The sequence below is a fragment of the Mesorhizobium sp. WSM3873 genome (assembly GCF_001672445.1).
In the GTDB taxonomy this organism is placed as follows: domain Bacteria; phylum Pseudomonadota; class Alphaproteobacteria; order Rhizobiales; family Rhizobiaceae; genus Mesorhizobium.
In genome coordinates this window covers 122,328-147,448 of sequence record NZ_LYTM01000009.1, presented here as the reverse complement: position 1 = coordinate 147,448, position 25,121 = coordinate 122,328, and the positions used below count along the sequence as shown (strand labels likewise).

The window sequence follows — 25,121 nt, the reverse complement described above, 5'->3', positions numbered from 1 at the left end:
AGAAGGCCATGCTGGTGGTATCCTTATAGGGCTTCGGATTGTTTGCGGGCGTGGCGCGAGCCAGCGGCCAATCAACTCTCCAAGCGATGGCGGACAAGACGGCAGGGACCATGATGACGTCGGGCGTTACCCGATCCTAGGGACGGTCGCCTGCCGCCGGGACTGCTGGCTGTGATGGGCCGCAGTCCCGGCCGCCAAACTACCCGATCCTTCTCAAACAATCCTAGGGTCTGCGCGCGTCGCTTCGCTCCTTGCTTCGCCCTAGGATGACGAACGGCCGCGATCCTTCGCGCCCCTCTCCTGGCCTGCCGCCATCTTCCCTCAAGGGGGGGAGATCACGCGCCCGGTCGGCTGCCCTCAACCCGCCACAGCCCAGTCCAGCCGCATCGCCGCGCTCATCGTTTGCCCATCTTCAAGCACCGTCAGCCCTTCGCCGTGATGCGCATCGACCGGGTGCGAGACCGGCTCGAAGCAGAAGAAGCCGGCGTCGGATGACGGCGAATAGAGGATATAGACGCCAAGCTCCGGCGAGGCAGTGAGCGTGATCCTGATCCCCTCCTCGAGCTGCGTGATCGAGGCGCGACGATTCCAGCCGTCGAAGGCGTTGTTGACCCAGTCCCACGGCAGCGGGATGGAGCGCGAGAAATCCCAGGCCGGGCGCTCGCTCAGCGGCACGACGCCGACCGGCAAATGGCGCTCGTCCTCCAGCCAGACGCGCCTCGCCTTGGCCCCGAGCAGCGTTGTGTCGCCGCGCGGGAACCAGGGATGGAAACCGAGCCCGTAAGGCAGGCGCATGCCGGCGCGGTTCTCCACCGTCAGCTGCGCCTCCAACGCGCCGTCCTGCAGCGCATAGGTCACGGTAGCCGCATAGCGGTAAGGACCGATCGCGCCCTCGTCGAGCACCAGCTCCGCCTCGGTGACGGTGCGGCGGGCGAGCCGCCACGGTCTTTGGAAACCGTCGCCATGGATCGGAAAGGCTTCGCCCGGAATGTTCGGCGCGACGGCGTGGAAGCGGCCGTCGAAAGTGAAGCCGCCGCCGGAGATGCGGTTCGACCACGGCACCAGGAGTTGGCAGCCGGACGTGCCGGTGCCATCGCCCGGCTTCAGCAGCGGAACCGGCGCGCTGCCGATCACCAGCGCGTCATAGCGCGCGATCGCCGCGCCCTTCTCCGGCGCCAGCACCAGCCTCGCCTGCCCGTCGTTCAGCTTGACCGCGCCGGCCATATCCTCACCAGCCGCCATCGATGGCGATGTTCTGGCCGCTGATCATGTCGGAGGCGGGTGAGACGAGGAACAGCACGAGCTCGGCGACATTGTCAGGCTCGATGCGCGTCTTCAGGCTTTGGTTCTCGAGGATCCAGTCATTGTACTGCTTCAACCGGTCGCCGAAGACGCGCGCCTCCGCCTCCGAGACCACCGCGCCCGGCGACACGGCGTTGACGCGGATGCCATGCGGCCCGAGCTCGCGCGCCAGCGACTTCGTGAGCCCGAGCATGGCGCCCTTCGAGGCGACATAGGGCACGTAGCCGTCCCAGCGGCCGTTGAGCGTGATCGAGCAGAAGTTGACGATCTTGCCGTAGCCCTGCGCCTTCATGCCCGGCGCGCAGGCCCGCGCCAGCGCAAAGGCGGCCGAGGAATTGACGCGGATCTGATCCTCATATTCGGCCAGCGAGAACTGCTCGAACGGCCGGTTGATGATCAGCGCCGCGTTGTTGATCAGGATATCGATCCCACCTTCCTTCGCCGCCAGCGCGGCAACGGCCGCTTCCGCCTCGGCCAGCCGGTTGAGATCGCAGCCGACGAAGGCGATATCGCCCCTGGCCTGCCCGGCAAGTCCCGCCACCGTCTGCTCGGCATCGCCGATGTCGGGGCGGTCGAGCACCAGCACGCGCGCGCCGGCCCGCGCCAGCGCTACCGCCTGGGACCGGCCGAGCGAGCCGAGGCCGCCCGTCAGCAACACTTTACGACCAGCGAGCGCCTTCATTGCCTAACCCTCACAGGACAGAATGGACTTCGTCGATCGAGGTGTCGCCGATGCGCTTGTCCAGCACGATCTCGCCGCGCGCCATCGCGACGATACGGTCGCAGCACTCGAAGACGTGGTGCATGTTGTGACTGATGAAGACGCCTGTCACCCCCTGTTCCTTCAGGCCGCGCACGAAGCCGATCACCTTGTTGGTCTCCTTGACCGAGAGGTGATTGGTTGGCTCGTCGAGGATCATTACCTTCGACTTGAAGTGCATGGCGCGCGCGATCGCGACGCCCTGGCGCTGGCCTCCGGAGAGCTCGCCGACGAGCGCGTCGGGGGAGCGCAGATGCAGGTCGACATTGGCGATGGCGCGCACGCTTTCCTCGGCCATCTTCTTCTGGTCGAGGATGCCTACGCCGAGGATCGAGAACCGGGTCGGCTCACGGCCGATGAACAGGTTGCGGGCGATCGACATGGTGGGGACCATGGAATTGTACTGGTAGATGGTCTCAATGCCGAGATCCATCGCGTCGCGCGGCGTCGCGATGCTGACCTCCCTGCCCTCGACCTTGATCTCGCCCTGGTCGGCGCGGTGGACGCCGGACAGGATGTTGATCAAGGTCGACTTGCCGGCGCCGTTGTCGCCGACCAGGCCGAGCGCCTCGCCGCGCTTGAAGTCGAGCGTGACGCCTTTGAGGGCATGCACGCCGGAATACCATTTGTGCAGATCGCGCACCGAGATGATGGCATCGCTCACGGCTCAGCCCTCCATCTTGATGGCCTTGGCGCGCTTGCGCATCCAGGCATTGGCGACGACGGCGAAGATGGTCAGGAAGCCGATGGCGAATTTGAACCAGTTGGCGTCGACATGGCTGAGCACAAGGCCGTTGTCGATGACCCGGATGAGCGTCGTGCCGATGATGCCGCCCATGACCGTGCCGATGCCGCCGGCGAGCGAGGCGCCGCCGATGACGGCGGATGCCACCGCCTGCAGCTCCATCCCCTCGCCGATTGAAGGCAGCGGCGACCCCAATCGCAGCACCTGCAGCATGCCGGCGAAGCCCGAGAGCACCGAGCACAGCATGAAGCAGACGATCTTGACCCTGGCCGTCGGGATGCCCATCGCCGCGGCGGCCGGCAGGAAGCCGCCGGTAGCCTTGATCCAGTTGCCGAAATTGGTGCGCGACAGCATCAGCGAGGTCAGCACCGCGACCGCGACGAACCACAGAAACGACATGCGGAACATGTTGCCCGGCCCGACGAAGGAAGTGAACAGCCAAGTCGGCAGGTCGGCGGGCAGCAGCGGCGGGAAGCCGCCGGACACGACGACGGTGAGCGAGCGCGCCATGAACAGCATGCCGAGCGTGGTGATGAAGCTCGGGATGGCGAAGCGGATGGTGACGTAACCGTTGATGAAGCCGATGGCCGCCGAGACGAGCAGCCCGGCGAGCAGCGCCAGCGGGAACGGCCAGCCCTGCACCATCAGCACCGCCATCGTCATCGGCATCAGCGCGAAGACCGAACCGACCGACAGGTCGAATTCGCCGCTGATCATCAGGATGGTAACGCCGATGGCGACGAGACCGGCCTCCGGCAAAATGCCGAGGATGCCGCGCAGATTGTCCTGGTTCAGGAACACGCCGTGGGAGCGGACCTGGAACAGGACAATGAGCAGCACCAGGAGGATCAGCCCGGCCAGTTCCGGCTTCTCGAGATAGGTCTTGAACAGGCGCTTCAATGAAAGGCTCCGGTGCGGTGATTGTGAAAGGTACTGTGGCGCCGCGTTCCTTCACACCCCCCTCTGTCCTGCCGGACGGTCCGGCAGGACAGAGGGGGGTGATGTCCCGCCAGCATTTCGGTGACGGGCGTCTCGGCCAATCTCAAAGGCATGCGACCTCAGCGCATGCCCTGCGCGGACAGCGCCATGATCGCATCGGCGTCCTTCTGGCGCACGATGCCCTGCCCCGTGTCGATGTCGGAAGGCGCAAGACCGAGCTTCTTGTTGAGATAGACTTCCATCACCGGCATGAAGCCCTGCATGTAGGGCTGCTGGTCGACCAGCGCCTGGACATAGCCCTTCTGCATCTGCTGCAGCACTTCCGGCACGAGATCGAAGCCGCCGAGCAGGACCTTGCCGGGCGCGACCCCGCGATCGGCCAGCACGCGCGCCACGCCGGCGCACCAGAAGCCGGTGTCGAAATAGGCCGTGGTGTCGGGATGCGCGTTGAGATAGGCGCCGACGCGGTCGGAGGTGATGGCGAGGTCGGTGCCGCTGTCGATGCGCTCCCACGAAACGTCGCGGTCCTTATGAGCGGCCTTGTACTCCTCGAGGAACTGCATGACGCCGGCGCCGCGGGTTTCCGACCAGTTCTGGCCCGGCGCCGAGATGCCGACCAGCACCTTGATCGGACCATCCTTCGGAAAGTTCTCGGAAATCGCCTTGGCGAGCGAGTAGCCGGCTGGCTTGAAGCCCTGGCCGATGAAGGCCTGGCGCGCATTGCCCTTGGCGCCTTCGGTGTCGTCGACATTGACGGCGATCACCACCACGCCGGCGTCGCGGGCCTCCTTGATGACATCGTCGAAGGCATGGTCGTCGACGATGGAGGTGAGCAGCGCGTCGGGCTTGGCGGCAAGGGCCGCGCGCATGTTCGCGACCTGCTGCTCGATCGATCCCTCGGTCTGGGTGAAGACCATGTTGCAGTTGGCCTCGACCTTGGCGCAGCCATCATCGAAACCTTTCTTCACCGCCTGCCAGAATGTGTTCGAGGCCGACGAATGATGGGTGAAGACGATGTTGAGCCCGTCGGCTTTGGCGGCCGATTGCCCGCCGATAAGGGCGGCGCCGAGCAGAAGCATTGCTGTCAGTTTTCTCATGTTTGTTCCTCCCTATGGATCTTAGATGTGCGCCTTGGGCTAAATGTCCGTCTGGTTGCTGACCCGGCGGTGGACGGTGTAGGCCTTGCCAAGATCGGGACTGAGCGCCAGCCCAAGCCCAGGCCCCGGCGGCACGGTGATCATGCCGTCTTTCACCTCGGGCAGCGCCGTCACCAAGTCGCGGTACCAGGTGCGGTAGAAGGCGCGCACGCTTTCCTGGACGAGCGCGTTGGGCGCGTTGAGCGACAAATGGGTGGACGCTGCGAGCACGACCGGACCGGTGCAGTCGTGCGGCGCCACCGGCAGCCGCCAAGCCTCGGCCATCGAAGCGATCTTGCGGGCCTCCGACAGGCCGCCGCACCAGGAGATGTCGAGCATGACGATCCCGGCCGCTCCGGTCTCCAGAAGGTCGCGGAAAGCCCAGCGGCTGCCCAGCGTCTCCGAGGCCGAGATCGGCGCCGGACTGGCGGCGGCGTAACGCTTCAGGTCGCCGAGACTGTCCATGCGGATCGGGTCCTCGTGCCAATAGGTGGCGTAGGGCCTGAGCGCCTCGGCGATTCTCATCGCCGGCAGGAGCTGCCACATCGAATGGAACTCGACCATGATGTCGATCCTGTCGCCGACGGCTTTGCGAATCTTTTCAAAAGGCTCGAGCGCCGCCTTCAAGTCGGCCGCCGAGATGTCGTTGCCGCGCGTCTTCTCCGCCGCGTGGTCGAACGGCCAGATCTTCATGGCGGTGATGCCGTCGGCGAGCAATTCCTCGGCCAGCTCGCCGGCGCGGGTGAGGAAGGCGTTGAGATCGTCGTAATCGCGCCCGGCGCCGATGCCATAATTGGCCGTCGTCTGGCCCTTGGCGTCCTTGATGTACTCGGTGCCGGCGCAGGTGTTGTAAGTGCGGATCGAGCGACGGCTGAAACCGCCGAGCAGCTGCGCGACCGGCTGGCCGGTGGCCTTGCCGAAAATGTCCCACAGCGCGATGTCGAAGGCGGAGTTGCCGCGCACCTCGGCGCCGCTGGAGCGGAAGCCGAGATAGCCGACGAGATCGGCGGCCAGGAGATCGATCTCCAGCGGATCGCGGCCGATCACCCTGGGCGCCACATATTCGTGCAGATATTCCTCGACGGTGCGCGATAGATAGAACGTCTCGCCGAGTCCGGTGATGCCCTCGTCGGTATGAACCTCGACCCAGAGCAGGTTGGGCCGTTCCTCGATGCGCACGGTCTCGATGGCGCGGATCTTCATCAGGCTATCCCCGCGTCGATCAGCGCCTTGACGCTCTTGTCGAAATGCTCGGCCATATGCTCGGCCGCAAGCCGCGGATCGCCCTTGAGGATGGCGTCGGCGATGTCCTCATGGCCCTTGATCATCTTGAGCTGGTCCTCGTCGGAGGAACGGGTTCGCCAGCCGATGACCCAGGTGCGCCGCGTCACGCCGCTGAAGGCGGTGACGATCAGCGAAAAGACCGGATTGTGCGAGGCCGCCGCGATCGCTTCGTGGAAGGCGATGTCATGCTCCATGACGGTCTCGGGGTTCTTGCAACTCTCGCGCATCAGCCGGGCCGACTGGGCGATCGCCGCGGCTTCCGCGTTGGTGCGGCGCAGCGCGGCCAGCGCCACCGTGCGCATCTCGATGGTGCGCCTGACGTCATAGACCTGCTGCACGCTGATCTGCTGGGTCGTGATGCCATGCTCGATCACCATCGACATGGCGCCGGTGTCGAGCTTGGCGACGGTGGCGCGGCGCCCGGCGCTCATGTCGATCAGCCGCATCGCCGACAGCGAGCGGAAGGCCTCGCGCACGACCGTTCGGGAAACGTTGAGCTGGCGCGTCATGGCGGCCTCGCTGGGCAGCGGATCGCCGGGTGCCAGGCCTTCCGAGCGGATGTGCTGGGTTATCGCCTGAATCGCCGTGCTGACCAGGCCAGGACTCGGTTCATCCGGTGGGTCCGTCTGCTCTTGCATGCGTTTCCTCAACACCTGTATGACAGGTTGATGTTGAATTGCTCATAGTTCGGCTTAAAGATATATGTCAAGGTGATTTTGTGACACCCTGCCCCGAGGCGCCCCATGCACGAGAAGCAAGCCGGCCTGATCTTCGATGCGCGCGACGTGGTCGGCGAAAGCCTGGTGTGGGACGAGCGCCGCGAAAGGCTGGTTTGGGTCGACATCATCGGCCGCAGGATCCATCGGCTGGATCCGCTGAGCGGCGCGCATGAAAGCTGGCAGACGCCCGATCTCGTGACCTCGGTCGGCCTGCGCAACGACGGCGGCGCGATCGTCGGGTTGCGCAAGGAGATCGCGCTATGGGACTTCGATGGGCCGTTCCGGGCGCTCGCGACGATCGAGGCCGACAGGCCCGGAACGCGGCTCAACGAGGGCGTGGTGGCGCCGGACGGTTCGTTCTGGATCGGAACGATGGCCAACAACATCGGCCCGGACGACGCGCCGGTCCGCATCGCCAGCGATGAAGGTCGGCTCTACCGGGTCGGCCCGGACGGCAAAGCGACGCCGCTCAGCGAAGACCGGTTCGGCATCACCAACACGATGGTGTGGCTGCCCGACGGACGCTTCGTCACCGCCGACACGACGAAGAATGCGCTCTACAGCTATGACTGGGACAAGAAGGCGGGACGGCTCGGCCGGGCGCTCCCCTTCTTCACCGGCTTCGAGCGCGGCCTGCCGGACGGCTCCTGCCTTGACGCAGAGGGCTATATCTGGAACTGCCGGGTGGTTGGCGGAAGCTGCCTCGCCCGCATCGCGCCCGACGGCAGGCTGGACCGGATCGCCGAATTGCCCTGCAGCTGGCCGACGAGCTGCGCCTTCGGCGGCCCCGGCCTCGACACGCTGTTCGTCACCTCCGCGCGCTTCACGATGAGCGCCGAGCATCTCGACGCCAACCCCTTCGAAGGCGGCCTGTTCGCGCTCAGGCCCGGCGTGCGCGGCGTGCAGGGCAACCGGTTCGGATAATCTCCCCATCGAGAGATCGGCAGCAGCGATCAAAAAACTTCACCATCGATGTCGGACTGGCCAATCACCGTTCGTCATAGGAGCATAGACCGGCAATCAACAGGAGAAACGAAATGCCCAGCACTGTCCGCCTGCACCGCGTGCTTTCCACCAAACCTGAAAAAGTCTATCGCGCTTTCATCGAGGCGGACGCGCTGGCGAAATGGCTGCCGCCGAACGGCTTCACCTGCACGGTGCATCACTTGGATGCAAAGGCCGGTGGCAACTTCAAAATGTCGTTCCGCAACTTCACCACGGGCGAAAGCCATGCCTTCGGCGGCGACTATGTCGAGCTCGTGCCGGGTGAGCTCGTGCGCTACACCGACAAGTTCGACGATCCCAACCTGCCCGGCGAGATGCAGGTGACGGTGAAGTTGAAGAAAGTCTCGGTCGGCACGGAGATGGAGATCACCCAGGCCGGCATTCCGGACGCCATCCCCGCCGAGGCCTGCTATCTCGGCTGGCAGGAGTCGCTCAAGAACCTGGCAAGGCTCGTCGAGCCCGAGATCAATCAGTAAAGATCGATCGCAGGGTCTATGCAGCCGGCCGCGACGGAGCGGCCGGCACGCGGCCCGATTTCCAATCCGCGACGTTACGCGTTTCCCCCGCTTGCCAGAATGGCTGCGCTGGGCTGGATTGAGCAAAGCCGAGCTCGAATGCCGAACAGACAGGCACGAGGGGGCGCGATGGAACCGATTCGAGCAGGATCATCACCGGCTGACGACAAGTTCGAGCATTACGAGCTCGGCCTCTGCCTGTCGGGCGGCGGCTATCGCGCCATGCTGTTCCATGCCGGCGTGCTCTGCCGGCTGAACGAGGCCGGCCTGCTTCAGAAAATCGACATGGTCAGTTCGGTCTCGGGCGGCTCAATCGCCGCCGGGCTGCTTGCGGTTCTCTGGCCGCGCCTCAGCTTTGCCGACGGCGTTGCCACGAATTTCCGCGAGCTTTACGTCGAAAGAATCCTCGTTTTCTCGCAGGTCTTCCTTGACGCGCCGTCGATCCTCAAGGGCGTGTTCAACCCGTTTTCGAGCGCGGCGCGCGAAGTCGCCACCTGCTACGAGCGCCATCTGTTCGACGCCAAGGTGCCGACGCTGAAGAGCCTGACCCCTCGTCCGTGGTTCGTGTTCTGCTCGAGCAATCTCAGCACCGGCTCGCTGTTTCGCATGTCCAACCGCTACATTGCCGATTACCGGATCGGCATGGCCAAGCATGCGGACTTGCCGGTCGCGACCGCGGTCGCGGCGTCGTCCGCCTTCCCGCCGTTTCTGTCGCCGCTCAGGCTCGACCTCACGCAATTCGCGTGGGAGAACGACAAGCTCGACGCGAGCGTCGGCCCGCCGGTCCCGGCCGGCCGCGCCGTGCTCACCGATGGCGGCGTCTACGACAATCACGGCATCGAGCCGGCGCTGAAGCGCTGCCGCTGGCTGTTGGTCAGCGACGCCGGCGCGCCCTGGCGGGCGTCGAGCTCCGGTTACTGGAACTGGTTCTCGCAGTTGAAGCGCGTGCTCGACACCACCGACAACCAGGTGCGCTCGCTCAGGCGGCGCGACCTCATCGCCCGCTTCCAGGCGGCGAAGGATGCCGACGACCAGGGCCTGCCCAATGACGCGACCCGGCCCGATTATGCCGCCACCCGCGGCGTCTACTGGTCGATCGCCAGCAAGCCTGACGCCGCCGAGCCGAGCTTCGTGCAAAGCGCGGCAATCGCGCCTGCCGATATCGGCACGTCGCTTCATTTCCTGGGAAGCGAGGAGACGATCGATCTCGTCAATTGGGGCTATTGCGCCAGCGACCAGGCGCTGCGGAGCTGGTACCGGCCGGCGGTGCCGGCTGGAAAGGGCGTGCCACTGAAGGCGGGCGACGTGAAGCCCGGACGCTGTGCGGTGGTGTCAAAGGCGCTGATGAGCGGTTTCAACGTGTGAGCATGGCGTTCGGACTCCGCGTCCGCTTTCGCCAATCGCCATCGTGGCGCAATCCAAACCGGTTCGTGCCCTGCACCGCCGCGTGCTAACAGAGGCGCTTTCAACAAGGATGGACAGCGACATGGCAGGAGAAAAAGTAGCTCTGGTGACGGCGGGGGGCAGCGGCATGGGCGCGGCGGCGGCGAAGCGGCTGGCCGCCGACGGCTTCAAGGTCGGCGTGCTCTCCTCCTCCGGTAAGGGCGAGGCGCTGGGCAACGAACTCGGCGGTTTCGGCGTCACCGGCTCCAACCAGTCGAACGAGGATCTGAAGCGGCTGACCGACGGCGCGCTGGAACGCTGGGGCCGCATCGACGTGCTGGTCAACAGCGCCGGCCACGGGCCGCGCGCGCGGATCATCGAGATCAGCGACGAGGACTGGCACAAGGGCATCGACACCTATTTCCTTAACGTCGTGCGCCCGACCCGCCTGGTGACGCCGGTGATGCAGAAGCAGAAGGCGGGCGTCATCATCAACATCTCGACCGCCTGGGCGTTCGAGCCGAGCGTCGCCTTCCCGACCTCGGCGGTGGCGCGCGCCGGGCTCGCCGCCTTCACCAAGATCTTTGCCGACACCTATGCGGCCGATAACATCCGCATCAACAACGTGCTGCCGGGCTGGATCGACAGCCTGCCCGGCGTAGAGGAACGCCGCCAGAGCGTGCCGATGAAGCGCTACGGCACATCCGAGGAAGTGGCGGCAACGATCTCCTTCCTCGCTTCCGACGGCGCGGCCTATATCACCGGCGAGAACATCCGCGTCGATGGTGGATTGATGCGGGGGTACTGAGGCTCGTTTTCGGCAGGCGGGTCGTTTCGCCGGCAATGCGTGGCCGGCGAACGCCCTCCGATGGCAGGAGGGAGCCGGCGCAAAGGTTTCGTATCCACTGCTCTCCCTGCCCATGCTCGGGAACGCAGCCCTGTCCGGTTGGCTCTCGACCGTTGCGATGGCGCTGTCGGCGCTCGGGCCTTGCGGCAGGCTGGTTTTTCCAGCCCGGTCGATAGCGGACTGACGCGGCTGCGGCTGACTGCTGGACAATGGCCGCCGCCTCCCGCACCCTTAAGACTGCAAGGGAGACACGAATGAGCGCTTCACTCAGGCTGGGCATTGTCGGCGGCGCCGGCTGGCTGGGCGGCGCGATCGCGGGTGCCGCGCTTTCGGCCGGCGTGGTGCGAGCGGAGAACCTCACCCTCTCCTATCGGAGCACCAAGCCGGATCGCTTTCCAGGCGTCTTCTGGAGCGACGACAACCAGGCGCTCGCCGACCGCTCGGACGTCATCATGCTTTCCGTGCGGCCGCAGGACTGGCCGTCGCTCGAGCTGGATGCCAAGGGCAAGCTGGTGATTTCGGTTATGGCCGGGATCCGGATGGCCGAGATCGGCGAGAAGCACGGCACCGGCCGCGTGGTGCGCACGCTGCCCAACGCGGCTGCCGAGGTCGGCAAATCCTACACGCCGTGGATCGCGGGCGGCGACGCCACCGAATTGGATCGCGCGACCGTGCGCGCGATCTTCGGAGCCTGCGGCGTTGAGGATGAGGTCGGCAGCGAGCGCGACATCGACTATCTCACCGGGCTGACGGGCTCTGGCCCCGCCTTCCCTGCCCTACTCGCCGAGGCGATGATGCGCGACGCCGTGGCCTTCGGCCTCAAGCCGGAGGTCGCGCGCCGCGCGGTCAACACCGTGCTCACCGGAACCGGCCGGCTGCTGGAGCTCAACGACGCTTCACCGGCCGATACGGTCGAGGCCTTTCTCGGCTATCGCGGCACGACAGCGGCCGCGATCGAGACGATGCGCGAAGCAGGCTTCGACCAGGCCGTTGCCAAGGGACTGGCGGCCGCGTTCCTGAAGTCGATCGCGATGGGCAAGGCGTGAGCCGACGACGCCGCCCTTTGAGCGCGGAATGCATCAGGCGAGCATCCGCCGGATCGGGCCCCGCCGTTCAGGTGAGTCGTGCCGCCTACGCGAACTCCTCGCGCCGCGATGCTTAATTTTTGATAAAAGAAATTAGTAATATTGTGTAAAACTGAGTGAGCCCTCGCGTGCAAATTGTATTAGGGCGTTCTCACTCTCTTTTCTTGCGAATAATTGATCGCTGAACGGCAAATTTTCTCTGTACTATTACACAATTCCTTGGAACGATACCCGGAATTACAAGTTGACCCGCTAGCGAATCGGTTGAGTTCGCATCGCCGATTCAAGCAAGCCGTGTATTGCGAGGAGGGTTGTCCGATGAGCAGCTTCGTCAACGCCGTAGGCGTTCCTCTCCCATATAGCGGCTCGTCCAACCATTGGTACTCGGCGGCGGGGTCCGGACCGGACTTGTGGGGCACCTCCGGAAACGACACCTTCTATGGAGCTTCCGGCGTCAATGTCACCATGCACGGCAGCTACGGCGATGACATCTATTATCTCTATGCCGCGGGCAACAAGGTGGCCGAGGGCTATGGGGCAGGCATCGACACCATCAGCACATGGATGAGCTACACGCTTCCCGACAATGTCGAGAACCTGATCGTCACCAACGCCAAGAACTACGCTTTCGGAAACGACCTGGACAACATCATCACCGCCAAGGCCGGCCACCAGACGCTGGACGGCGGCAAGGGCAATGATGTGCTGATCGATGGCGGCGGCGGTTACGACACTTTCATCATCGCGAAAGGCAACGGAAGCGACCTGATCGCCAATTTTGCCGCGACCGACAGCGTCCGTCTCGATGGCTATGGGTTCACTTCCTTCGACGCCATCCACTCGAACATGATCCAGGCGGGACCGAACGTCATCTTGAACCTCGGATCCGGCGAGATCCTCATGTTCAAGGACACGACCATCGACAAGCTGCAGCCCAGCCAATTCCAGCTGCCGATCGACAAGTCCGACATGGCGCTGTCTTTCAGTGACGACTTCAACGCGCTGAACCTCCACAACAGCCAAGGCGGCACGTGGGATACCAACTTCTGGTGGGGCGCGCCGAACGGCAGCACGCTCGCCACCAACAACGAGCTGCAATGGTATATCGACGCCAATTACGCGCCGACGAGCTCGGTCCACCCGTTCAGCGTGAACAACGGCGTGCTCACCATCACCGCGGCGCAAGCGCCGGCGGACATCAAGCCGCTGATCAACAATTACGAATACACGTCCGGCATCCTGACCACGCACGACAGCTTCTCGCAGACATACGGCTATTTCGAAATGCGCGCCGACCTGCCGGAGAACGCCGGCGCCTGGCCGGCCTTCTGGCTGCTGCCGGAAGATGGCTCGTGGCCGCCTGAGCTGGACGTCGTCGAAAGATACGGCCAGACCCCGAACTCGCTTCTGATGACCGCGCATACGATGGAAACGGGGACGCACACCATGGTCGGGTCCACGGTGAATGTGATGGATACTGCCGGTTTCCACACCTATGGCCTGCTGTGGACGCCGGACAAGCTTGTCTGGACCTATGACGGCGTGCAGGTCGCGGAAGCGGCGACGCCCTCGGACATGGACAAGCCCATGTACATGCTGGTCAACCTTGCGATCGGCGGCCAGGCCGGCGCGCCGCCGGATCATCTTGCCACACCGGCCGAGATGAAGATCGACTACATCCGCGCCTATACGCTGGACGCTGTAGAGGCTAACCCCCTGGTCGTCACCGGCAGCACCGCCAGCACCGCCACCGCAACGCACAGCACTGCCACGCACAGCTTCGGCAGCAGCACGCTGCATCACGGTTCCGAGTTTGGGGGCCACGCTTAAGATTTTCAGGCGATCGGTTCGATGTCCCGGGATGATTTAGCGGCGGCCGATATGACTGCACCGTCGAGCCTGCGGGCGGTGTTCCTGCGCGCCATCACCGATGTCGGCGTTTTCTCGCTGCTGATCAACATCCTGCTTCTGGTGATCCCGCTCTATCTGCTGCAGGTCTATGATCGCGTGCTGCCCTCCTCCAGCGTCGAGACGCTGGTCTATCTGTCGGCGATTGCGGTTCTTGCGCTCGCTTTCCTCGGACTGCTGGACGCGATCCGCGCCGTCTACACGCAGCGCGTCGCGGCCGCCGTCGACAGGAAGCTCGGGGCAAGGACATTCGCCCTGTCGCTGGCGCCCCAATATGCCGGCGGCCTGTCGCCGCTGCGTGATCTGGCCTCGGTCTGCGCCTTCGTCCGGTCGCGCGGCGTGGCGGTGCTGTTCGACCTGCCCTTTGCGCCCGTTTTCCTCGCCTTGCTCTATCTGATCCATCCGGTGCTGTTCTGGGTGACAGTCGCCGGCGCGGTGCTTCTGCTTGTCCTTGTCGTCGCGAACCAGCTCGCCATTGGCCGGAACGATGCCATGTCCGCGGAACGCTCGGCGTTGGCGAGCCATGCGGAACAGGTCTTTGCCCGCAATGCCGAAACGCTGCGCGCCATGGGCATGGTCGAGAACGCCGCTCGGGTCTGGGGACGGCATGTCGGGGCAGCGCTCACGCTTTACGACCGTTCCTCGAGCGCCAATGCGATCTTCAGCGGCGCCTCGCGGGCGCTGCGCATGATGCTGCAGCTGGCCATCCTCGGCGCCGGCGCCTGGCTGGTGCTCGAGGGGCAGATGACGGCGGGCATGATCTTCGCCTCCTCGCTGGTGTCGTCGCGCGCGCTGCAGCCGCTCGACCAGCTGATCGGCGCCTGGCGGCAAATCGTCGAGGCAAAGCGGGCCTGGAAGCGGCTGGAGACGGCGCTTGCTGCGCACCCGGCCGAGAAGCGGAAACTTGCGCTCCCCGATCCGTTAGGCGCGATTTCGGTGCAGGACGTTTTCTTCATGGCACCGAACGCGCAGCCCGGCACCGAACCTATTCTCAAGCGGCTGAATTTCCAGATCGGCGCCGGCGAAGCGGTGGCGATCGTCGGGCCGAGCGGCGCCGGCAAATCGACGCTGGCGCGGCTGCTTGTCGGTGCCGCGCAGCCGACCGGGGGCGCAGTGAGGATCGACGGCGCCGACCTCAGGACCTGGGACGAAAAACAGCTCGGGCGACAGATCGGCTACCTGGCGCAGGAGGTGGAGCTCTTTCCCGGCACGATCGGCGACAATGTCGCCCGCTTCGACGCGCAGGCCGAGGACGCCGCGATCGTCGAGGCCGCCAGGCGCGCCCAGGCGCATGAGTTGATCCTGGCGCAGCGCGACGGCTACCAGACGATGATCGGCCCTTCCGACAGGACGCTCTCGGGCGGCGAGCGGCAGCGGATCGGGCTGGCGCGCGCCTTCTACGGCAACCCCCGCATTCTCGTGCTCGACGAGCCCAGTTCCCATCTCGACGGCAGCGGCGAGGCGGCGCTCGAAGTGGTGCTGGTCGCCGCGCGGGCGGCCGGCGTCACGATCCTCGTGATCACACATCGGCCGTCCATCGCAACGGCCTGCGACCGCGTGATGGTTCTGCGCGGTGGTGTGATCGAGGCCTTCGGCCCGAGCGCCGAGGTGCTGCGGCGGTCCACTGTCGATAGCGGCGCCGGCAACGCCCCGGCCGCCCAGCAGGGCACGGTGGTGACCGGATCATTCGCGCCGATGATCCGCACGCACGGCATCCGCTTCGGATCCTAGACGATGACGATCGAGAGCCTTGCCTGGGATGGACAGCCGCGCACCGACTTCCGGCGCGTGGCCTTCATAGGGTATGCGGCAATCGCGCTCTTCGCGGGCGGCTTCGGCTATTGGGCGGTAAGCGCGCCGCTGTCCGGCGCGGTGATCACGCAGGGCACGATCTCGGCGACGGGCGGCAACATCCTCATCCAGCAGCCCGAGGGCGGCATCATCCAGCAGTTGCTGGTCCGCGAGGGCGACCGGGTGCAGCAGGGCCAGGACCTCATCCTGCTCGACCGGACGGCCGCGCAAGCCGAGCTCAACCGTCTGACCAGGCAGTCGATCGCGCTCAAGGCGAGCATGGCGCGGCTGGAGGCGGAGCGCGACGGGCTGGACAGGCTCGCGCCGATCACCGAGGCAGCGTCGGCGCCGTTCCAGCAGGATTTCCAAAACCTCATCCGCGAGCAGCAGAAGGAGTTCGACGCCAGGCTCGCCCGGTTCCGGTCGGAGCAATCGATCATGGCGCAGCGGGTCGCCATGCATCGCGAGTCGGTCGTGGGCTTGAACGCCCAGAAGCTCGCCATCCAGCAGCAGGCCGATCTGGTAAAGAAGGAGCTCGGCATCAAGACAGGCCTGCTCGACAAGGGCCTCACCAACCGCACCGAATATTCGCAGCTGCTGCGTTCGGAAGCCGATCTGGTCGGCCAGGCCGGCGCGCTGGAGGCCAATCTTGCAGGGGCCAACAGCCAGATCGTCGAGGCGCAGGTGCAGGTCGAGCGGCTGACCACGCAGCGCGTGGAGGAAGCGCTGACCAAGCTCGACGAGGTCCGCACCAACCTCGCCGACATCGAGGAGCAGATCAGGGCAGCCGAAGCGGTGCTTCAGCGCACGACGATCAAGGCGCCGGCGGCGGGCATCGTGGTGTCCTCCACCTATAATTCGAAAGGCAGCGTGATCGCGCCCGGCGAAAAGATCATGGAGATCCTGCCCACCGCATCGGGCCTCAACGTCGATGCCAAGCTGCGGCCGAAAGACGTCGATCAGGTGCGCGTCGGCCAGCCGGCGAAGCTCAGGCTGTCGGCGCTCAACACGCGGCTGACGCCAGAGGTATCGGCGACCGTGACGCAGATCTCGGCCGACCGGCTGATCGACCAGGCTACCCACGAACCCTATTTCCGCGCCAAGCTGAAGATCGCCGACGCGCTCCCGCCCGGCGTCAAGCCGGAGCAACTCTATCCGGGAACGCCGGTCGAAGCCTTCATCAACACCGGCGACCGGACCTTCTTCGAGTATCTGGCGCGGCCGATGGTGGATTCGTTCGCCCGCGCGTTTGCGGAGAGGTGAGCGGGCGCTCCGCCCGACGCGCCAGTCCGTCGGGGAGTTGCGTGCCTACGCCGGAACATAAGTCAACCTGATCGCTTCCTCCCCGATCAAATCACTGGCCACGAGCCGGAGCCGCGGCCGGGGGCCGGCGAAGAATGGCTTTCCGTGACCAAGCACGACGGGATGGATGTAGAGACGATACTCATCGATAAGCCCGAGGTCGGTCAGGCTTCGCGCCAGGTCCGGCCCGGAAACGGCGATCTCTCCAGCGAGCCGAGCCTTCAGGTCACGTATCACCTCCGCCAGGCCACCTTCGACAAGCGTGGCGTTGGGGCCAACCGACAGCAACGTGCTCGACACGACCCAATTCGGCTGGCTCCGCCACGCCGTCGCGAATTCGCGGAGCTCAGGGGTCCACTCAGAACAGTCTTCGTCCCAGTAGCGCATCACCTCGTACATGCGACGGCCGTACACACTGCCCGCCAGGCCGCGCACTTGCTCTATCCAGTGACGAAACAGCGCGGGATCGGGCGCAAATGCCTCGTGGTCGACATAGCCGTCCAGTGACTGATTCATTCCGAAGACGAGCTTCGCCATGCTAATATTCCATTCCAGCCTTCTTTTCAGGATACCGGTGAATCGCGCCGCTGCGTGATCTGTGACGGCCTTGTCGCGCTCCTGGCCAGCACGACGGTTTCAAACGGCGATCTGAAGCGCCCCGTAGCGTTTGACTTCGGCTTCGATCTCCCTGACCAAAGTCTCCAGCGCGGGATTTCGGGAGTTGCGCGCGCGCCTGATCACATAGGCCAGGTCCGGCGGTTTGGGGAAGTGTTTGTCGACGATCTCCATGCCGGGTTGCAGGTGCCGCTGGCTCAAGAGCGCGACGCCGAGCCCGGAGGTCACGCCGGCGACGATGCCGGCTGCGCTGGAGCATTCGAACACGGTTTCGAACACGGTTCCCTCGTCCTGCCCGAGATCGAGACCCCAGCGCCGATAGAAGCAGTTCTCGTCGAAGGACAGGAACGGGATCGGCTTTTCCTTCGACAGGACCAGATCCGGCGACTTCACCCAGTGCAGCGTCTCGCGGTAGAGGACGATGTCGGCGGGGCGAACCTCGTGCTGGAACAGCTGGACGATCGCGGCGTCAAGGACCCCCTGGCTGAGCTGCTCCCGCAAGACGAGGCTCATGCGCACTTGCGTACGGACGCTCACCTCGGGATGAAGCCTACGGAACCGGCCAAGAATGCGTGAGAGATCCGTGCAGGTCGTATCCTCGGTCATTCCCAGCGCGATCTTGCCTTGCAGCGTGCTTTTCGAGAGGCTCAGTACCGCCTCGTCATGAATACCCAGGATGCGCCGCGCATAACCCAGGAGATCGTGCCCGGCCGTGGTGAACAGCGGCGCGTTTGGCTTCCGGCTGAGGATTTCGCAGTCGAGGTTCTGTTCCAGCCGCCTCATCTTGTGGCTGACGGCCGATTGCGACAAGCCAAGAACTTCGGCCGCACGGGTGACACCGCCGTGTTTCTCGATCGCGACCAGCGCCCGCAGGGCATCGACATCCAGACGGCGGCTCATAATTCCAGCCATGACAATCCTCGCTTGCAATGAAAGCACCGCACCAAACCTCTGACACAGAGCCGGGTTTTCGGGCAAATATTTATGTCATTGTTCGTGGCTGTTTCATGAGCCTATCGAAATTTGTCATGTGCAAGGCAGCGAGTGTGCAGCCATAAGTCTGCGCCAGACAGCGCTGGTGATCCGCTTCAGGAGCATGGCGCACCGCTCGAATAAAGACAGCCCATGACGCTCCTGCAGAACAAGCCTCATCCTCTGGTATGGCCGAGCGTGGCGGCAGCCCTGGTCCTAAGCTGGAGCTCCGGCTTCGTCGGCATCCGCTACGCCAGCGAGAACGCCGACGTCATGCTGGTCCTGTTCTGGCGGACTTTTTTGTCCGGACTGATCCTGCTGCCATTTGCTCTCCTGATCGGGCGGCGCATCAGCGGGCGCGCCTTGGCGCAGCAAATGGCGTTCGGCGTGGCGACGATGTTCCTCTATCTGGGCGGGTTCGCCCTTGCCATCGGCCAGCGCGTTCCGACCGGCCTCGTCGCGCTGATCTCCGATCTTGTGCCTCTCGCCATCGCGGCGCTGTCGCAGCCCATTCTCGGCCACCGGCTGAGCGCAAGGCAATGGATCGGAACGGCCTTGGGCGCGAGCGGCGTCCTTATCGTCTCCCTGGACAGCCTCAGTCTCGGCAAAGCACCGGTCTGGGCCTATGTCCTCACCGTCGCTTCCATGCTGGTGTTCGCCCTGGCGACCGTGGTGCAGAAGCGGATCAGGACGATCGATATGCCCATCCATCAGAGCTTGTGCATTCAATGCCTGACGGCGGCGATCCTCTTTGCCGCCTGCGCCGAATGGAACGGCGGCCTGACACCGCCGCTCGACGCGCCTTTCCAGTTCGGCATGGCGTGGCTGGTGCTGTTCTCGACCTTCTTCTGCTACGGCGTCTACTATATGAGCCTGCGCCACTACACCGCCGCACAGGTCAGCAGCGTGGTCTATCTCAGCCCGCCGGTGACGATGCTCTGGGCGTGGCTGATCTTCGGCGAACCGCTATCGAGAGCGATGTTCCTCGGCCTGGCGGTGACCCTGTTCGGTGTCTGGCTGACCTCATCGAGGAGCGCTGCATCGAAGGACAAGGCGCGTCTGAGCTCATGCGAGCAGCCTGCCGGATAATCACGCGACACAACAAGGAGTGCAATTCCATGAAGCTGACCGATTTCAAGGCCCTGACCTTCGACTGCTACGGCACGCTCATCGACTGGGAATCCGGCATGATCGAGGGCCTGAAGCCGCTGACAGAGCGCGCCGGCCGCCGTTTGAGCCGCGACGAGATCCTCGAGGCGCATGCCCGGCACGAATCCAGCCAGCAGAAATGGACTCCGGCAAAACGCTACCGCGATCTTCTGCCGATCGTGTACAAGCGGCTTGCCGAGGAATGGGGCGTCGTCGCCACCGCGGAGGAATGCATTGCCTATGGCGAAAGCGTGAAGGACTGGCCGGCCTTTGCCGACTCGGCGGAAGCCTTGCGGTATCTCAAGCAGCACTACAAGCTGATCATCCTTTCCAACGTCGACAACAAGAGCTTTTCGTTCAGCAACAAGAAGCTCGGCGTCGACTTCGACGCGATATACACGGCAGAGGACATCGGCTCCTACAAACCCTCCGCCCGCAACTTCGACTATATGCTCGAAAAGCTGGCGACGATCGGGGTGGAGAAAAGCAAGGTCCTGCACACGGCCGAAAGCATGTTCCATGATCACGCTCCCGCCAATCGCGTCGGCCTGGCATCGTGCTGGATCTATCGCCGTCATGCCGACCAGGGCTTCGGCGCCACGATGCACCCCGGCGGTATGCCAAATGTGGATTTCCGCTTCGACAGCATGGCCGACCTCGTCAAGGCGCACAGGCAAGAATTGGGCGCCTGAGGCCGCAGCGCGTGGAGGAGGCACCGACCGGGCCGAGGCGGATGACGGAGATAGCCCGACGACGCCACGCCGCCTGCTTGCGTGGCATCCTCCCGCAACCCGATTCAATCCGCGAGCCTTGGAACCAAAAGACCTGCGAGACTGTTCAGCTATCGTTTGATACAACGCTGACGTGCCCTGCCGGTTGGGCAATCGGCGCTTTCGAGGAGTCTCACCATGTCCAGAATTCGTTCAGCCGCGATTGCGGTCATCGCCGCTGTCGGCGTGAGCTTTGCCAGCGCAGCTCACGCCGACAGCGGCACGATCCGCTTCTCCATCTATAAGGCGGCCTTCTTCATCGGCGGCGCCGGCGGCGAAGGCACGCTGACCTTCCGTGGTCGCAACTATCCCATCTCAATCGGCGGCATCTCGGGCGGCCTCGCCTTCGGGGCTTCCAAGACCTATTTCAAAGGCACGGTGCGCCACATTCGCCGCGCCCGCGACGTGGCGGGAGTGTACGGCGCAGCGGGCGGCGGCGGCGCGCTCGGCAGAGGCGCTCAGGTGATCGTCATGACCAACGACAAGGGCGCCGAGCTCCAGCTCACAGGCCGGCAGGTAGGCCTGCAGATCAATGCCGATCTCAGCGGCATGACCATTGGGCTGAAATAAGGGGTGGTCAAAGCGGACATTTCCCTCCGCCAATTGGCGCTACCTGATCCAGCCGCACCGAGTGTCCGGTAGAATGGGAAGGGCCCGATGTCGGGCCCTTTTCCTTGCTTGCCTGGACTGTTTGCGTGGAGGCACGGCACGACGCCATCGCCAACAATCGGAGGCTCTCTGGCTCAATCGCCGCCTGTAGACATCGCGCGCCCAATCACCCAATCTGAGCTGCGGGAACAGAAGCGCTTCAAAGAAAGCGCGGACCTTCGGGTGCGCATGAAAAATCGATGGACCTTGTATGATCCACGGCTGGCCTGGATGCTTATCGCGCCGGTGCTGCTGCTCTTGATCTTCTTCCTGGTGCTGCCGATCGCCGTGATGTCGGTCTACACCTTCTTCACCTTCGTCACCGCCGGCGTGGAAACCAGCGCGCTGACAACCGCGAACTGGCACGAGTTCCTCACCGACAGCTATTATCACGGCTTCCTGTTGAAGACGCTGCGGGTCGGCGCCATCACCGCGCTGCTCTGCGGCGTGCTCGGCTATTTTCCGGCCTATTTCATCTGGGCGACGAGCTTCAAGCACAAGTGGCTGCTGCTTCTCCTGCTGATCGTGCCGTTCTGGATCAGCTTCACCATCCGCACCTTTTCCTGGATCAACATTCTCGGCGAACAGGGCGTCATCAACGTGGCGCTCATAAAGTTGGGCATTGTCAGCGAGCCGCTGCCGATGCTCTACACCGAGGGCGCGGTGATCATGGGGCTGCTGCATTTCCTGCTGCCCTACATGATCCTCAACGTCTATGTCAGCCTGGAAAGCATCGACCGCACGCTGATTGCGGCAGCCCGCTCGATGGGCTGCACCAGCGCGCAAGCGTTTCGCGAGGTGACGCTGCCGCTTTCGTTGCCCGGCCTCGCGGCCGGCCTGCTGCTCTGCTTCGTGCTTGCCGCCGGCAGCTATGTGACGCCGCAGCTTCTGGGCTCGGGCCGCGACGCGCTGTTCGGCAATCTGATCTACGACACCATCATGAGCGAGCTGAACTGGCCGATGGGCGCCACGCTTTCGATCGTGCTGTTCGTCGTGCTCGGTTTCTTCGCCGCCATCTACACCCGCTACATGGGCATGTCGCAGATCGTCAAAGGCCTTGGAGGATGAGGGGATTGGGCGGATGAAGCCTGCACGCCGGAAACAGGAAGGCAGATGGGCCTGGCGGCTGACCGGCTTCGTCACGCTCTGCGTCTACATCTTCATGTTCGCGCCGATTGCGGCGACCGTCATCCTGTCGTTCAACGCCTCGATGTTCGGCGGCTTCCCGATGACCGGCTTTTCGCTGCAATGGTACGGCAAGCTGATGGCCAATGAGGCGGTGCTGGCCGCGTTCCGGACGTCGCTGTGGATCGCTCTGGTCACCGCGGCCGCCACCACCGCGATCGGCGTCGTCACCTCGTTCGCGCTGGTGCGTTTCGAGTTCCCCGGCAAGCAGACGCTGAGCACGCTGGTGATCTTGCCGGCGCTGGTGCCCGAAACCATTCTGGGCGTCGGCCTCCTGGTGCTGATCAAGGCGGTCGACCAGCCGCGGACGATGCTCCTCCTGGTGCTCGGCCATATTCTGCTCGCCGTGCCCTATGTGGTGCTGATCACCCAGGCACGCATGGTGGGCATCCGGCGCGTCTATGAGGAGGCCGCGCTTTCGCTCGGCGCCTCGCGCTTCTCGTCCTTCCGCGAGATCACGCTGCCGCTGCTCATCCCGGCGGTGGTGGCGGGCGCGCTGCTCGCCTTCACCATCTCGTTCGACAACACCTCGGCAAGCCTGTTTTGGCGGCCGGCGGGCGTCGAGACCATGCCTACCCAAATCCTTTCGATGCTGAAGATTTCGATCAGCCCGGAGATCAATGCGCTGGGCACGGTCATGATCCTGGTGACCGTCGGCATCCCGCTGATCGGCGGCGTTCTCATGCAAAGCCTGACAAAATTGAGAAGACGAGGCGAACCAAAGGAGGAAGTAAAATGAAATTATCCACCACCAAGCGGCTGGAACGGCTGCATGACCGCTACGTGAACGGCGATTTGAGCCGCCGCACCTTTCTAAGCCTGACCGCCGCCGCCGCGGCCTCGGCGGGCCTCTCCATGCCGTGGATGAGCCGCGCGCTCGCCGCGGTCGAGCAGGTGCGCTTCGACGGCTGGGGCGGAACCGTGCAGGAGGCGATCGACAAATACGCCTTCCAGCCCTACACGGCCAAGACCAAGATCAAGGTGGTCCAGGGCACGTTCGGCGACGAGAACGAGATCATCACCAAGATCAAGACGGCGAAGCCCGGCGACTTCCAGATCGTGCATTCGTCCGGCGTCAACTACTACATCAAATACGTCAATGCCGGCATGAACTCGGAGATCAACGAGGCCAACATTCCCAACATGGCGAATGTGCTGCAGCCGATGATCGAGCCGTTCCGCAAGCTGACGCCAAAGCTCTCGGCGGTGCCCTACGACTACGGCACCACCGGCATCGCCTACAACACCAAGGTGATCTCGCCCGAGGAGGCGAAGGAAAAGGGTGCCGGCCTGCTGCTCGACAAGAAATACGCCGGCAAGGTCGGCGGCTATGCCGACATGACCACGCGCGTCTGGTACGCGGCTTTGGCCACCGGACAGGATCCCAACAACATCAAGGACATGGACACGATCTGGGCCAAGGTGCGCGAGACGCGCGACCTCGCCAAAAAATTCTGGAGCTCCGGCGCGGAACTGATGGACCTGTTGTCCAAGGGCGAGATCGTGGTGACCGACGCCTGGTCGGGCCGCGTCGCCGCCCTGCAGGATCAGGGCCATCCGATCGGCTATCTCGATCCTGCTGGCTCCTATGCCTGGATGGAGGACATGCTGATCCTGAAAGGCTCGCCGATGACCGAATGCGAAGAGCTGATCAACTTCATGCTCGATCCGGCCACCTCCATCGCGGTGGCCGAGGGCCAGAGCTACCCGCCGTCGCTCGACCCGACCAAGGTGAAGCTCACCGAGAAGATCGAGAAGCTGCCGGCTTTCGACAAGACCGGCTCGATGAAGGCGCTGACCTTCGCCGATCCGGTCTACTGGGCGACCAACGAGGACGCCTGGACCAAACAATGGGACAGGATCGCGAAAGGTGCCTGACAGAAGCCAAGCGTCACTCAGCCCCCGGCCGGTCTCGGCCGGGGCACCCGGCACCGCTCCCAACATGGATGCGGAGCAGCCGGCGGTCGAGTTCCGCGACATCGACATCGCCTACGGCAAGTTCGTCGCTGTGCGCGACTTCTCGCTGTCGATCCGCAAGGGCAGTTTCGTCACCCTGCTTGGGCCGTCGGGCTGCGGCAAGACGACGATCCTGCGCTCCATCGCCGGGCTGGTCGACATTTCGGGCGGCCAGATCATGATCGATGGGCGGCGGGTCGACGACGTGCCGATCTACAAGCGCAACATCGGCCTGGTGTTCCAGAGCTACGCGCTGTTCCCGCACAAGAGCGTGTTCGACAATGTCGCCTTCGGCCTGAAGTATCGCAACGTGCCGAAGCCCGAGATCGCGCGCAGGGTCGGCCAGGCGCTCGACATGGTGCGGCTGCCGGGCAGCGAGAAGAAGCTGCCCTCACAATTGTCGGGCGGGCAGCAGCAGCGCATCGCGCTGGCGCGGGCCATCGTCTTCGAGCCGCAGGTGCTGCTGCTCGACGAGCCGCTGTCGGCGCTCGACGCCAACATGCGCGAGGAGATGCGCGTCGAGATCAAGAAGATCCAGAAGGCAACCGGCATCACCGCCATCTTCGTCACCCACGACCAGGAAGAAGCGCTCTCCATGTCGGACCGCATCGTGGTGATGAACGCCGGCTCGGTCGAGCAGATCGGCACGCCGGAGGAAGTCTATGAGCGGCCCGCCACCGCCTTCGTCGCCGATTTCCTCGGCAAGGCCAACATGCTTGCCGGCACTGTCAGCAGATCCGACGGGCAGATAGCGGTGACGCTTGCCGCCGGCCAGACCGTCCATGTAACGTCGCCGCGGCCGCTGGCGCCGGGCAGCAAGGTCACCGTGGTGGTGCGGTCGCAGAAACTGTCGGTCGGTCCTGCAGCAGGCGGCAACCGGCTCTCCGGCCGGGTCGTCTCGACCTCCTATCTCGGCGGCAGCGCCATCTACGAGATCGACTTCGGCGGCAAGACGAGCATCCGCGCCAACGCGCCGATCAACGGCCGCATCGTCCGGGAGGGCGAGATCATCGAGGTCGGGTTCGATCCGAGCGGCTGTGTTTTGCTCGACGAGAACGGGCAGCGGATTTCGTAAGGCACCAAGGCCCTCGTCCGCATCGGCCTT

Annotated in this window: 24 protein-coding genes; 15 read left to right on the top strand and 9 right to left on the bottom strand. The window is 64.5% G+C overall.

Annotated features, from left to right (window positions below):
- Positions 1-357 precede the first annotated feature (357 nt).
- The 7 genes from A9K71_RS08495 to A9K71_RS08465 all read right to left on the bottom strand — a co-directional run bounded on the left by A9K71_RS08495 (position 358) and on the right by A9K71_RS08465 (position 6,804).
- Positions 358-1,242 carry an aldose 1-epimerase gene (locus A9K71_RS08495; RefSeq protein ID WP_245299559.1) on the bottom strand — a complete coding sequence of 295 codons (885 nt, stop codon included), beginning with the start codon at positions 1,240-1,242 and terminating at the stop codon, positions 358-360.
- Complete coding sequence (locus A9K71_RS08490; RefSeq protein WP_066993171.1) at positions 1,229-1,984, bottom strand: SDR family oxidoreductase; 756 nt, start codon at positions 1,982-1,984, stop codon at positions 1,229-1,231. The genes A9K71_RS08495 and A9K71_RS08490 overlap by 14 nt, the downstream gene beginning before the upstream one ends.
- A gap of 10 nt (positions 1,985-1,994) precedes the next feature.
- Complete coding sequence (locus tag A9K71_RS08485) at positions 1,995-2,726, bottom strand: ATP-binding cassette domain-containing protein (protein ID WP_066993169.1); 732 nt, start codon at positions 2,724-2,726, stop codon at positions 1,995-1,997.
- Between the two features lie 3 nt (positions 2,727-2,729).
- Positions 2,730-3,707 (bottom strand): ABC transporter permease, encoded by a 978-nt coding sequence (locus A9K71_RS08480; RefSeq protein ID WP_066993166.1) that lies wholly within the window; start codon positions 3,705-3,707, stop codon positions 2,730-2,732.
- A gap of 158 nt (positions 3,708-3,865) precedes the next feature.
- Positions 3,866-4,843, bottom strand: coding sequence for a sugar ABC transporter substrate-binding protein (locus A9K71_RS08475; protein ID WP_066993164.1), 978 nt, complete (start codon positions 4,841-4,843; stop codon positions 3,866-3,868).
- Between the two features lie 39 nt (positions 4,844-4,882).
- Positions 4,883-6,085: a mandelate racemase/muconate lactonizing enzyme family protein gene (locus A9K71_RS08470; RefSeq protein ID WP_066993162.1), complete on the bottom strand. Its 1,203-nt coding sequence runs from the start codon at positions 6,083-6,085 to the stop codon at positions 4,883-4,885.
- Positions 6,085-6,804: a FadR/GntR family transcriptional regulator gene (locus A9K71_RS08465; protein WP_066993159.1), complete on the bottom strand. Its 720-nt coding sequence runs from the start codon at positions 6,802-6,804 to the stop codon at positions 6,085-6,087. Before A9K71_RS08465 ends, A9K71_RS08470 begins: the two co-directional genes overlap by 1 nt.
- A gap of 105 nt (positions 6,805-6,909) precedes the next feature.
- Between A9K71_RS08465 and A9K71_RS08460 the strand changes: the two genes are divergently transcribed.
- The 8 genes from A9K71_RS08460 to A9K71_RS08425 all read left to right on the top strand — a co-directional run bounded on the left by A9K71_RS08460 (position 6,910) and on the right by A9K71_RS08425 (position 16,682).
- Positions 6,910-7,809, top strand: a complete 900-nt coding sequence (locus A9K71_RS08460; protein ID WP_066993156.1) for an SMP-30/gluconolactonase/LRE family protein — start codon at positions 6,910-6,912, stop codon at positions 7,807-7,809.
- A 113-nt stretch (positions 7,810-7,922) separates the two neighbouring features.
- Positions 7,923-8,366, top strand: coding sequence for an SRPBCC family protein (locus tag A9K71_RS08455; protein WP_066993153.1), 444 nt, complete (start codon positions 7,923-7,925; stop codon positions 8,364-8,366).
- Positions 8,367-8,534: 168 nt separating this feature from the next.
- On the top strand, positions 8,535-9,770 hold the full coding sequence (locus A9K71_RS08450; RefSeq protein WP_156752613.1) for a patatin-like phospholipase family protein: 1,236 nt from the start codon (positions 8,535-8,537) through the stop codon (positions 9,768-9,770).
- Positions 9,771-9,891: 121 nt separating this feature from the next.
- Positions 9,892-10,596 (top strand): SDR family oxidoreductase, encoded by a 705-nt coding sequence (locus A9K71_RS08445; RefSeq protein ID WP_066993225.1) that lies wholly within the window; start codon positions 9,892-9,894, stop codon positions 10,594-10,596.
- Between the two features lie 293 nt (positions 10,597-10,889).
- Positions 10,890-11,681, top strand: a complete 792-nt coding sequence (locus A9K71_RS08440) for a pyrroline-5-carboxylate reductase dimerization domain-containing protein (RefSeq protein WP_066993147.1) — start codon at positions 10,890-10,892, stop codon at positions 11,679-11,681.
- A gap of 357 nt (positions 11,682-12,038) precedes the next feature.
- Positions 12,039-13,550, top strand: coding sequence for a family 16 glycosylhydrolase (locus A9K71_RS08435; RefSeq protein ID WP_066993144.1), 1,512 nt, complete (start codon positions 12,039-12,041; stop codon positions 13,548-13,550).
- A 51-nt stretch (positions 13,551-13,601) separates the two neighbouring features.
- A complete protein-coding gene (locus A9K71_RS08430; protein WP_066993141.1) occupies positions 13,602-15,359 on the top strand; it encodes a type I secretion system permease/ATPase in 1,758 nt (585 codons plus the stop codon).
- 3 nt (positions 15,360-15,362) lie between these two features.
- Complete coding sequence (locus A9K71_RS08425) at positions 15,363-16,682, top strand: HlyD family type I secretion periplasmic adaptor subunit (RefSeq protein WP_066993138.1); 1,320 nt, start codon at positions 15,363-15,365, stop codon at positions 16,680-16,682.
- Positions 16,683-16,727: 45 nt separating this feature from the next.
- On the opposite strand, the gene A9K71_RS08420 is transcribed toward A9K71_RS08425, so the two are convergent.
- Both A9K71_RS08420 and A9K71_RS08415 read right to left on the bottom strand, forming a co-directional pair.
- Complete coding sequence (locus A9K71_RS08420; RefSeq protein ID WP_066993135.1) at positions 16,728-17,258, bottom strand: dihydrofolate reductase family protein; 531 nt, start codon at positions 17,256-17,258, stop codon at positions 16,728-16,730.
- A gap of 99 nt (positions 17,259-17,357) precedes the next feature.
- Positions 17,358-18,248: a LysR family transcriptional regulator gene (locus A9K71_RS08415; protein ID WP_066993132.1), complete on the bottom strand. Its 891-nt coding sequence runs from the start codon at positions 18,246-18,248 to the stop codon at positions 17,358-17,360.
- A gap of 213 nt (positions 18,249-18,461) precedes the next feature.
- On the opposite strand from A9K71_RS08415, the gene A9K71_RS08410 reads away from it, so the two are divergent.
- From A9K71_RS08410 to A9K71_RS08380, 7 genes are all read left to right on the top strand, one after another.
- Positions 18,462-19,397 carry a DMT family transporter gene (locus A9K71_RS08410; RefSeq protein ID WP_066993129.1) on the top strand — a complete coding sequence of 312 codons (936 nt, stop codon included), beginning with the start codon at positions 18,462-18,464 and terminating at the stop codon, positions 19,395-19,397.
- 29 nt (positions 19,398-19,426) lie between these two features.
- Positions 19,427-20,149: a haloacid dehalogenase type II gene (locus A9K71_RS08405; protein ID WP_066993125.1), complete on the top strand. Its 723-nt coding sequence runs from the start codon at positions 19,427-19,429 to the stop codon at positions 20,147-20,149.
- A 216-nt stretch (positions 20,150-20,365) separates the two neighbouring features.
- Positions 20,366-20,797 carry a hypothetical protein gene (locus A9K71_RS08400; RefSeq protein WP_066993122.1) on the top strand — a complete coding sequence of 144 codons (432 nt, stop codon included), beginning with the start codon at positions 20,366-20,368 and terminating at the stop codon, positions 20,795-20,797.
- Between the two features lie 309 nt (positions 20,798-21,106).
- Positions 21,107-21,943, top strand: coding sequence for an ABC transporter permease (locus A9K71_RS08395; protein WP_245299558.1), 837 nt, complete (start codon positions 21,107-21,109; stop codon positions 21,941-21,943).
- Positions 21,944-21,956: 13 nt separating this feature from the next.
- A complete protein-coding gene (locus tag A9K71_RS08390) occupies positions 21,957-22,799 on the top strand; it encodes an ABC transporter permease (RefSeq protein ID WP_082980400.1) in 843 nt (280 codons plus the stop codon).
- Positions 22,796-23,938 carry an extracellular solute-binding protein gene (locus tag A9K71_RS08385; RefSeq protein WP_066993114.1) on the top strand — a complete coding sequence of 381 codons (1,143 nt, stop codon included), beginning with the start codon at positions 22,796-22,798 and terminating at the stop codon, positions 23,936-23,938. The genes A9K71_RS08390 and A9K71_RS08385 overlap by 4 nt, the downstream gene beginning before the upstream one ends.
- Positions 23,931-25,091, top strand: a complete 1,161-nt coding sequence (locus A9K71_RS08380; RefSeq protein WP_082980399.1) for an ABC transporter ATP-binding protein — start codon at positions 23,931-23,933, stop codon at positions 25,089-25,091. Before A9K71_RS08385 ends, A9K71_RS08380 begins: the two co-directional genes overlap by 8 nt.
- Positions 25,092-25,121 lie beyond the last annotated feature (30 nt).

What these genes read in the sequence shown, in the direction of transcription:
- A9K71_RS08400 (WP_066993122.1), top strand. Translation starts at nt 20,366, where the DNA reads ATGTCCAGAATTCGTTCAGCCGCGATTGCGGTCATCGCCGCTGTCGGC.
- A9K71_RS08410 (WP_066993129.1), top strand. Translation starts at nt 18,462, where the DNA reads ATGACGCTCCTGCAGAACAAGCCTCATCCTCTGGTATGGCCGAGCGTG.
- A9K71_RS08455 (WP_066993153.1), top strand. Translation starts at nt 7,923, where the DNA reads ATGCCCAGCACTGTCCGCCTGCACCGCGTGCTTTCCACCAAACCTGAA.
- A9K71_RS08465 (WP_066993159.1), bottom strand. Translation starts at nt 6,804, where the DNA reads ATGCAAGAGCAGACGGACCCACCGGATGAACCGAGTCCTGGCCTGGTC.
- A9K71_RS08425 (WP_066993138.1), top strand. Translation starts at nt 15,363, where the DNA reads ATGACGATCGAGAGCCTTGCCTGGGATGGACAGCCGCGCACCGACTTC.
- A9K71_RS08470 (WP_066993162.1), bottom strand. Translation starts at nt 6,085, where the DNA reads ATGAAGATCCGCGCCATCGAGACCGTGCGCATCGAGGAACGGCCCAAC.
- A9K71_RS08420 (WP_066993135.1), bottom strand. Translation starts at nt 17,258, where the DNA reads ATGGCGAAGCTCGTCTTCGGAATGAATCAGTCACTGGACGGCTATGTC.
- A9K71_RS08475 (WP_066993164.1), bottom strand. Translation starts at nt 4,843, where the DNA reads ATGAGAAAACTGACAGCAATGCTTCTGCTCGGCGCCGCCCTTATCGGC.
- A9K71_RS08405 (WP_066993125.1), top strand. Translation starts at nt 19,427, where the DNA reads ATGAAGCTGACCGATTTCAAGGCCCTGACCTTCGACTGCTACGGCACG.
- A9K71_RS08445 (WP_066993225.1), top strand. Translation starts at nt 9,892, where the DNA reads ATGGCAGGAGAAAAAGTAGCTCTGGTGACGGCGGGGGGCAGCGGCATG.
- A9K71_RS08490 (WP_066993171.1), bottom strand. Translation starts at nt 1,984, where the DNA reads ATGAAGGCGCTCGCTGGTCGTAAAGTGTTGCTGACGGGCGGCCTCGGC.
- A9K71_RS08460 (WP_066993156.1), top strand. Translation starts at nt 6,910, where the DNA reads ATGCACGAGAAGCAAGCCGGCCTGATCTTCGATGCGCGCGACGTGGTC.
- A9K71_RS08495 (WP_245299559.1), bottom strand. Translation starts at nt 1,242, where the DNA reads ATGGCGGCTGGTGAGGATATGGCCGGCGCGGTCAAGCTGAACGACGGG.
- A9K71_RS08390 (WP_082980400.1), top strand. Translation starts at nt 21,957, where the DNA reads ATGAAGCCTGCACGCCGGAAACAGGAAGGCAGATGGGCCTGGCGGCTG.
- A9K71_RS08450 (WP_156752613.1), top strand. Translation starts at nt 8,535, where the DNA reads ATGGAACCGATTCGAGCAGGATCATCACCGGCTGACGACAAGTTCGAG.
- A9K71_RS08385 (WP_066993114.1), top strand. Translation starts at nt 22,796, where the DNA reads ATGAAATTATCCACCACCAAGCGGCTGGAACGGCTGCATGACCGCTAC.
- A9K71_RS08430 (WP_066993141.1), top strand. Translation starts at nt 13,602, where the DNA reads ATGACTGCACCGTCGAGCCTGCGGGCGGTGTTCCTGCGCGCCATCACC.
- A9K71_RS08415 (WP_066993132.1), bottom strand. Translation starts at nt 18,248, where the DNA reads ATGGCTGGAATTATGAGCCGCCGTCTGGATGTCGATGCCCTGCGGGCG.
- A9K71_RS08395 (WP_245299558.1), top strand. Translation starts at nt 21,107, where the DNA reads ATGCTTATCGCGCCGGTGCTGCTGCTCTTGATCTTCTTCCTGGTGCTG.
- A9K71_RS08440 (WP_066993147.1), top strand. Translation starts at nt 10,890, where the DNA reads ATGAGCGCTTCACTCAGGCTGGGCATTGTCGGCGGCGCCGGCTGGCTG.
- A9K71_RS08435 (WP_066993144.1), top strand. Translation starts at nt 12,039, where the DNA reads ATGAGCAGCTTCGTCAACGCCGTAGGCGTTCCTCTCCCATATAGCGGC.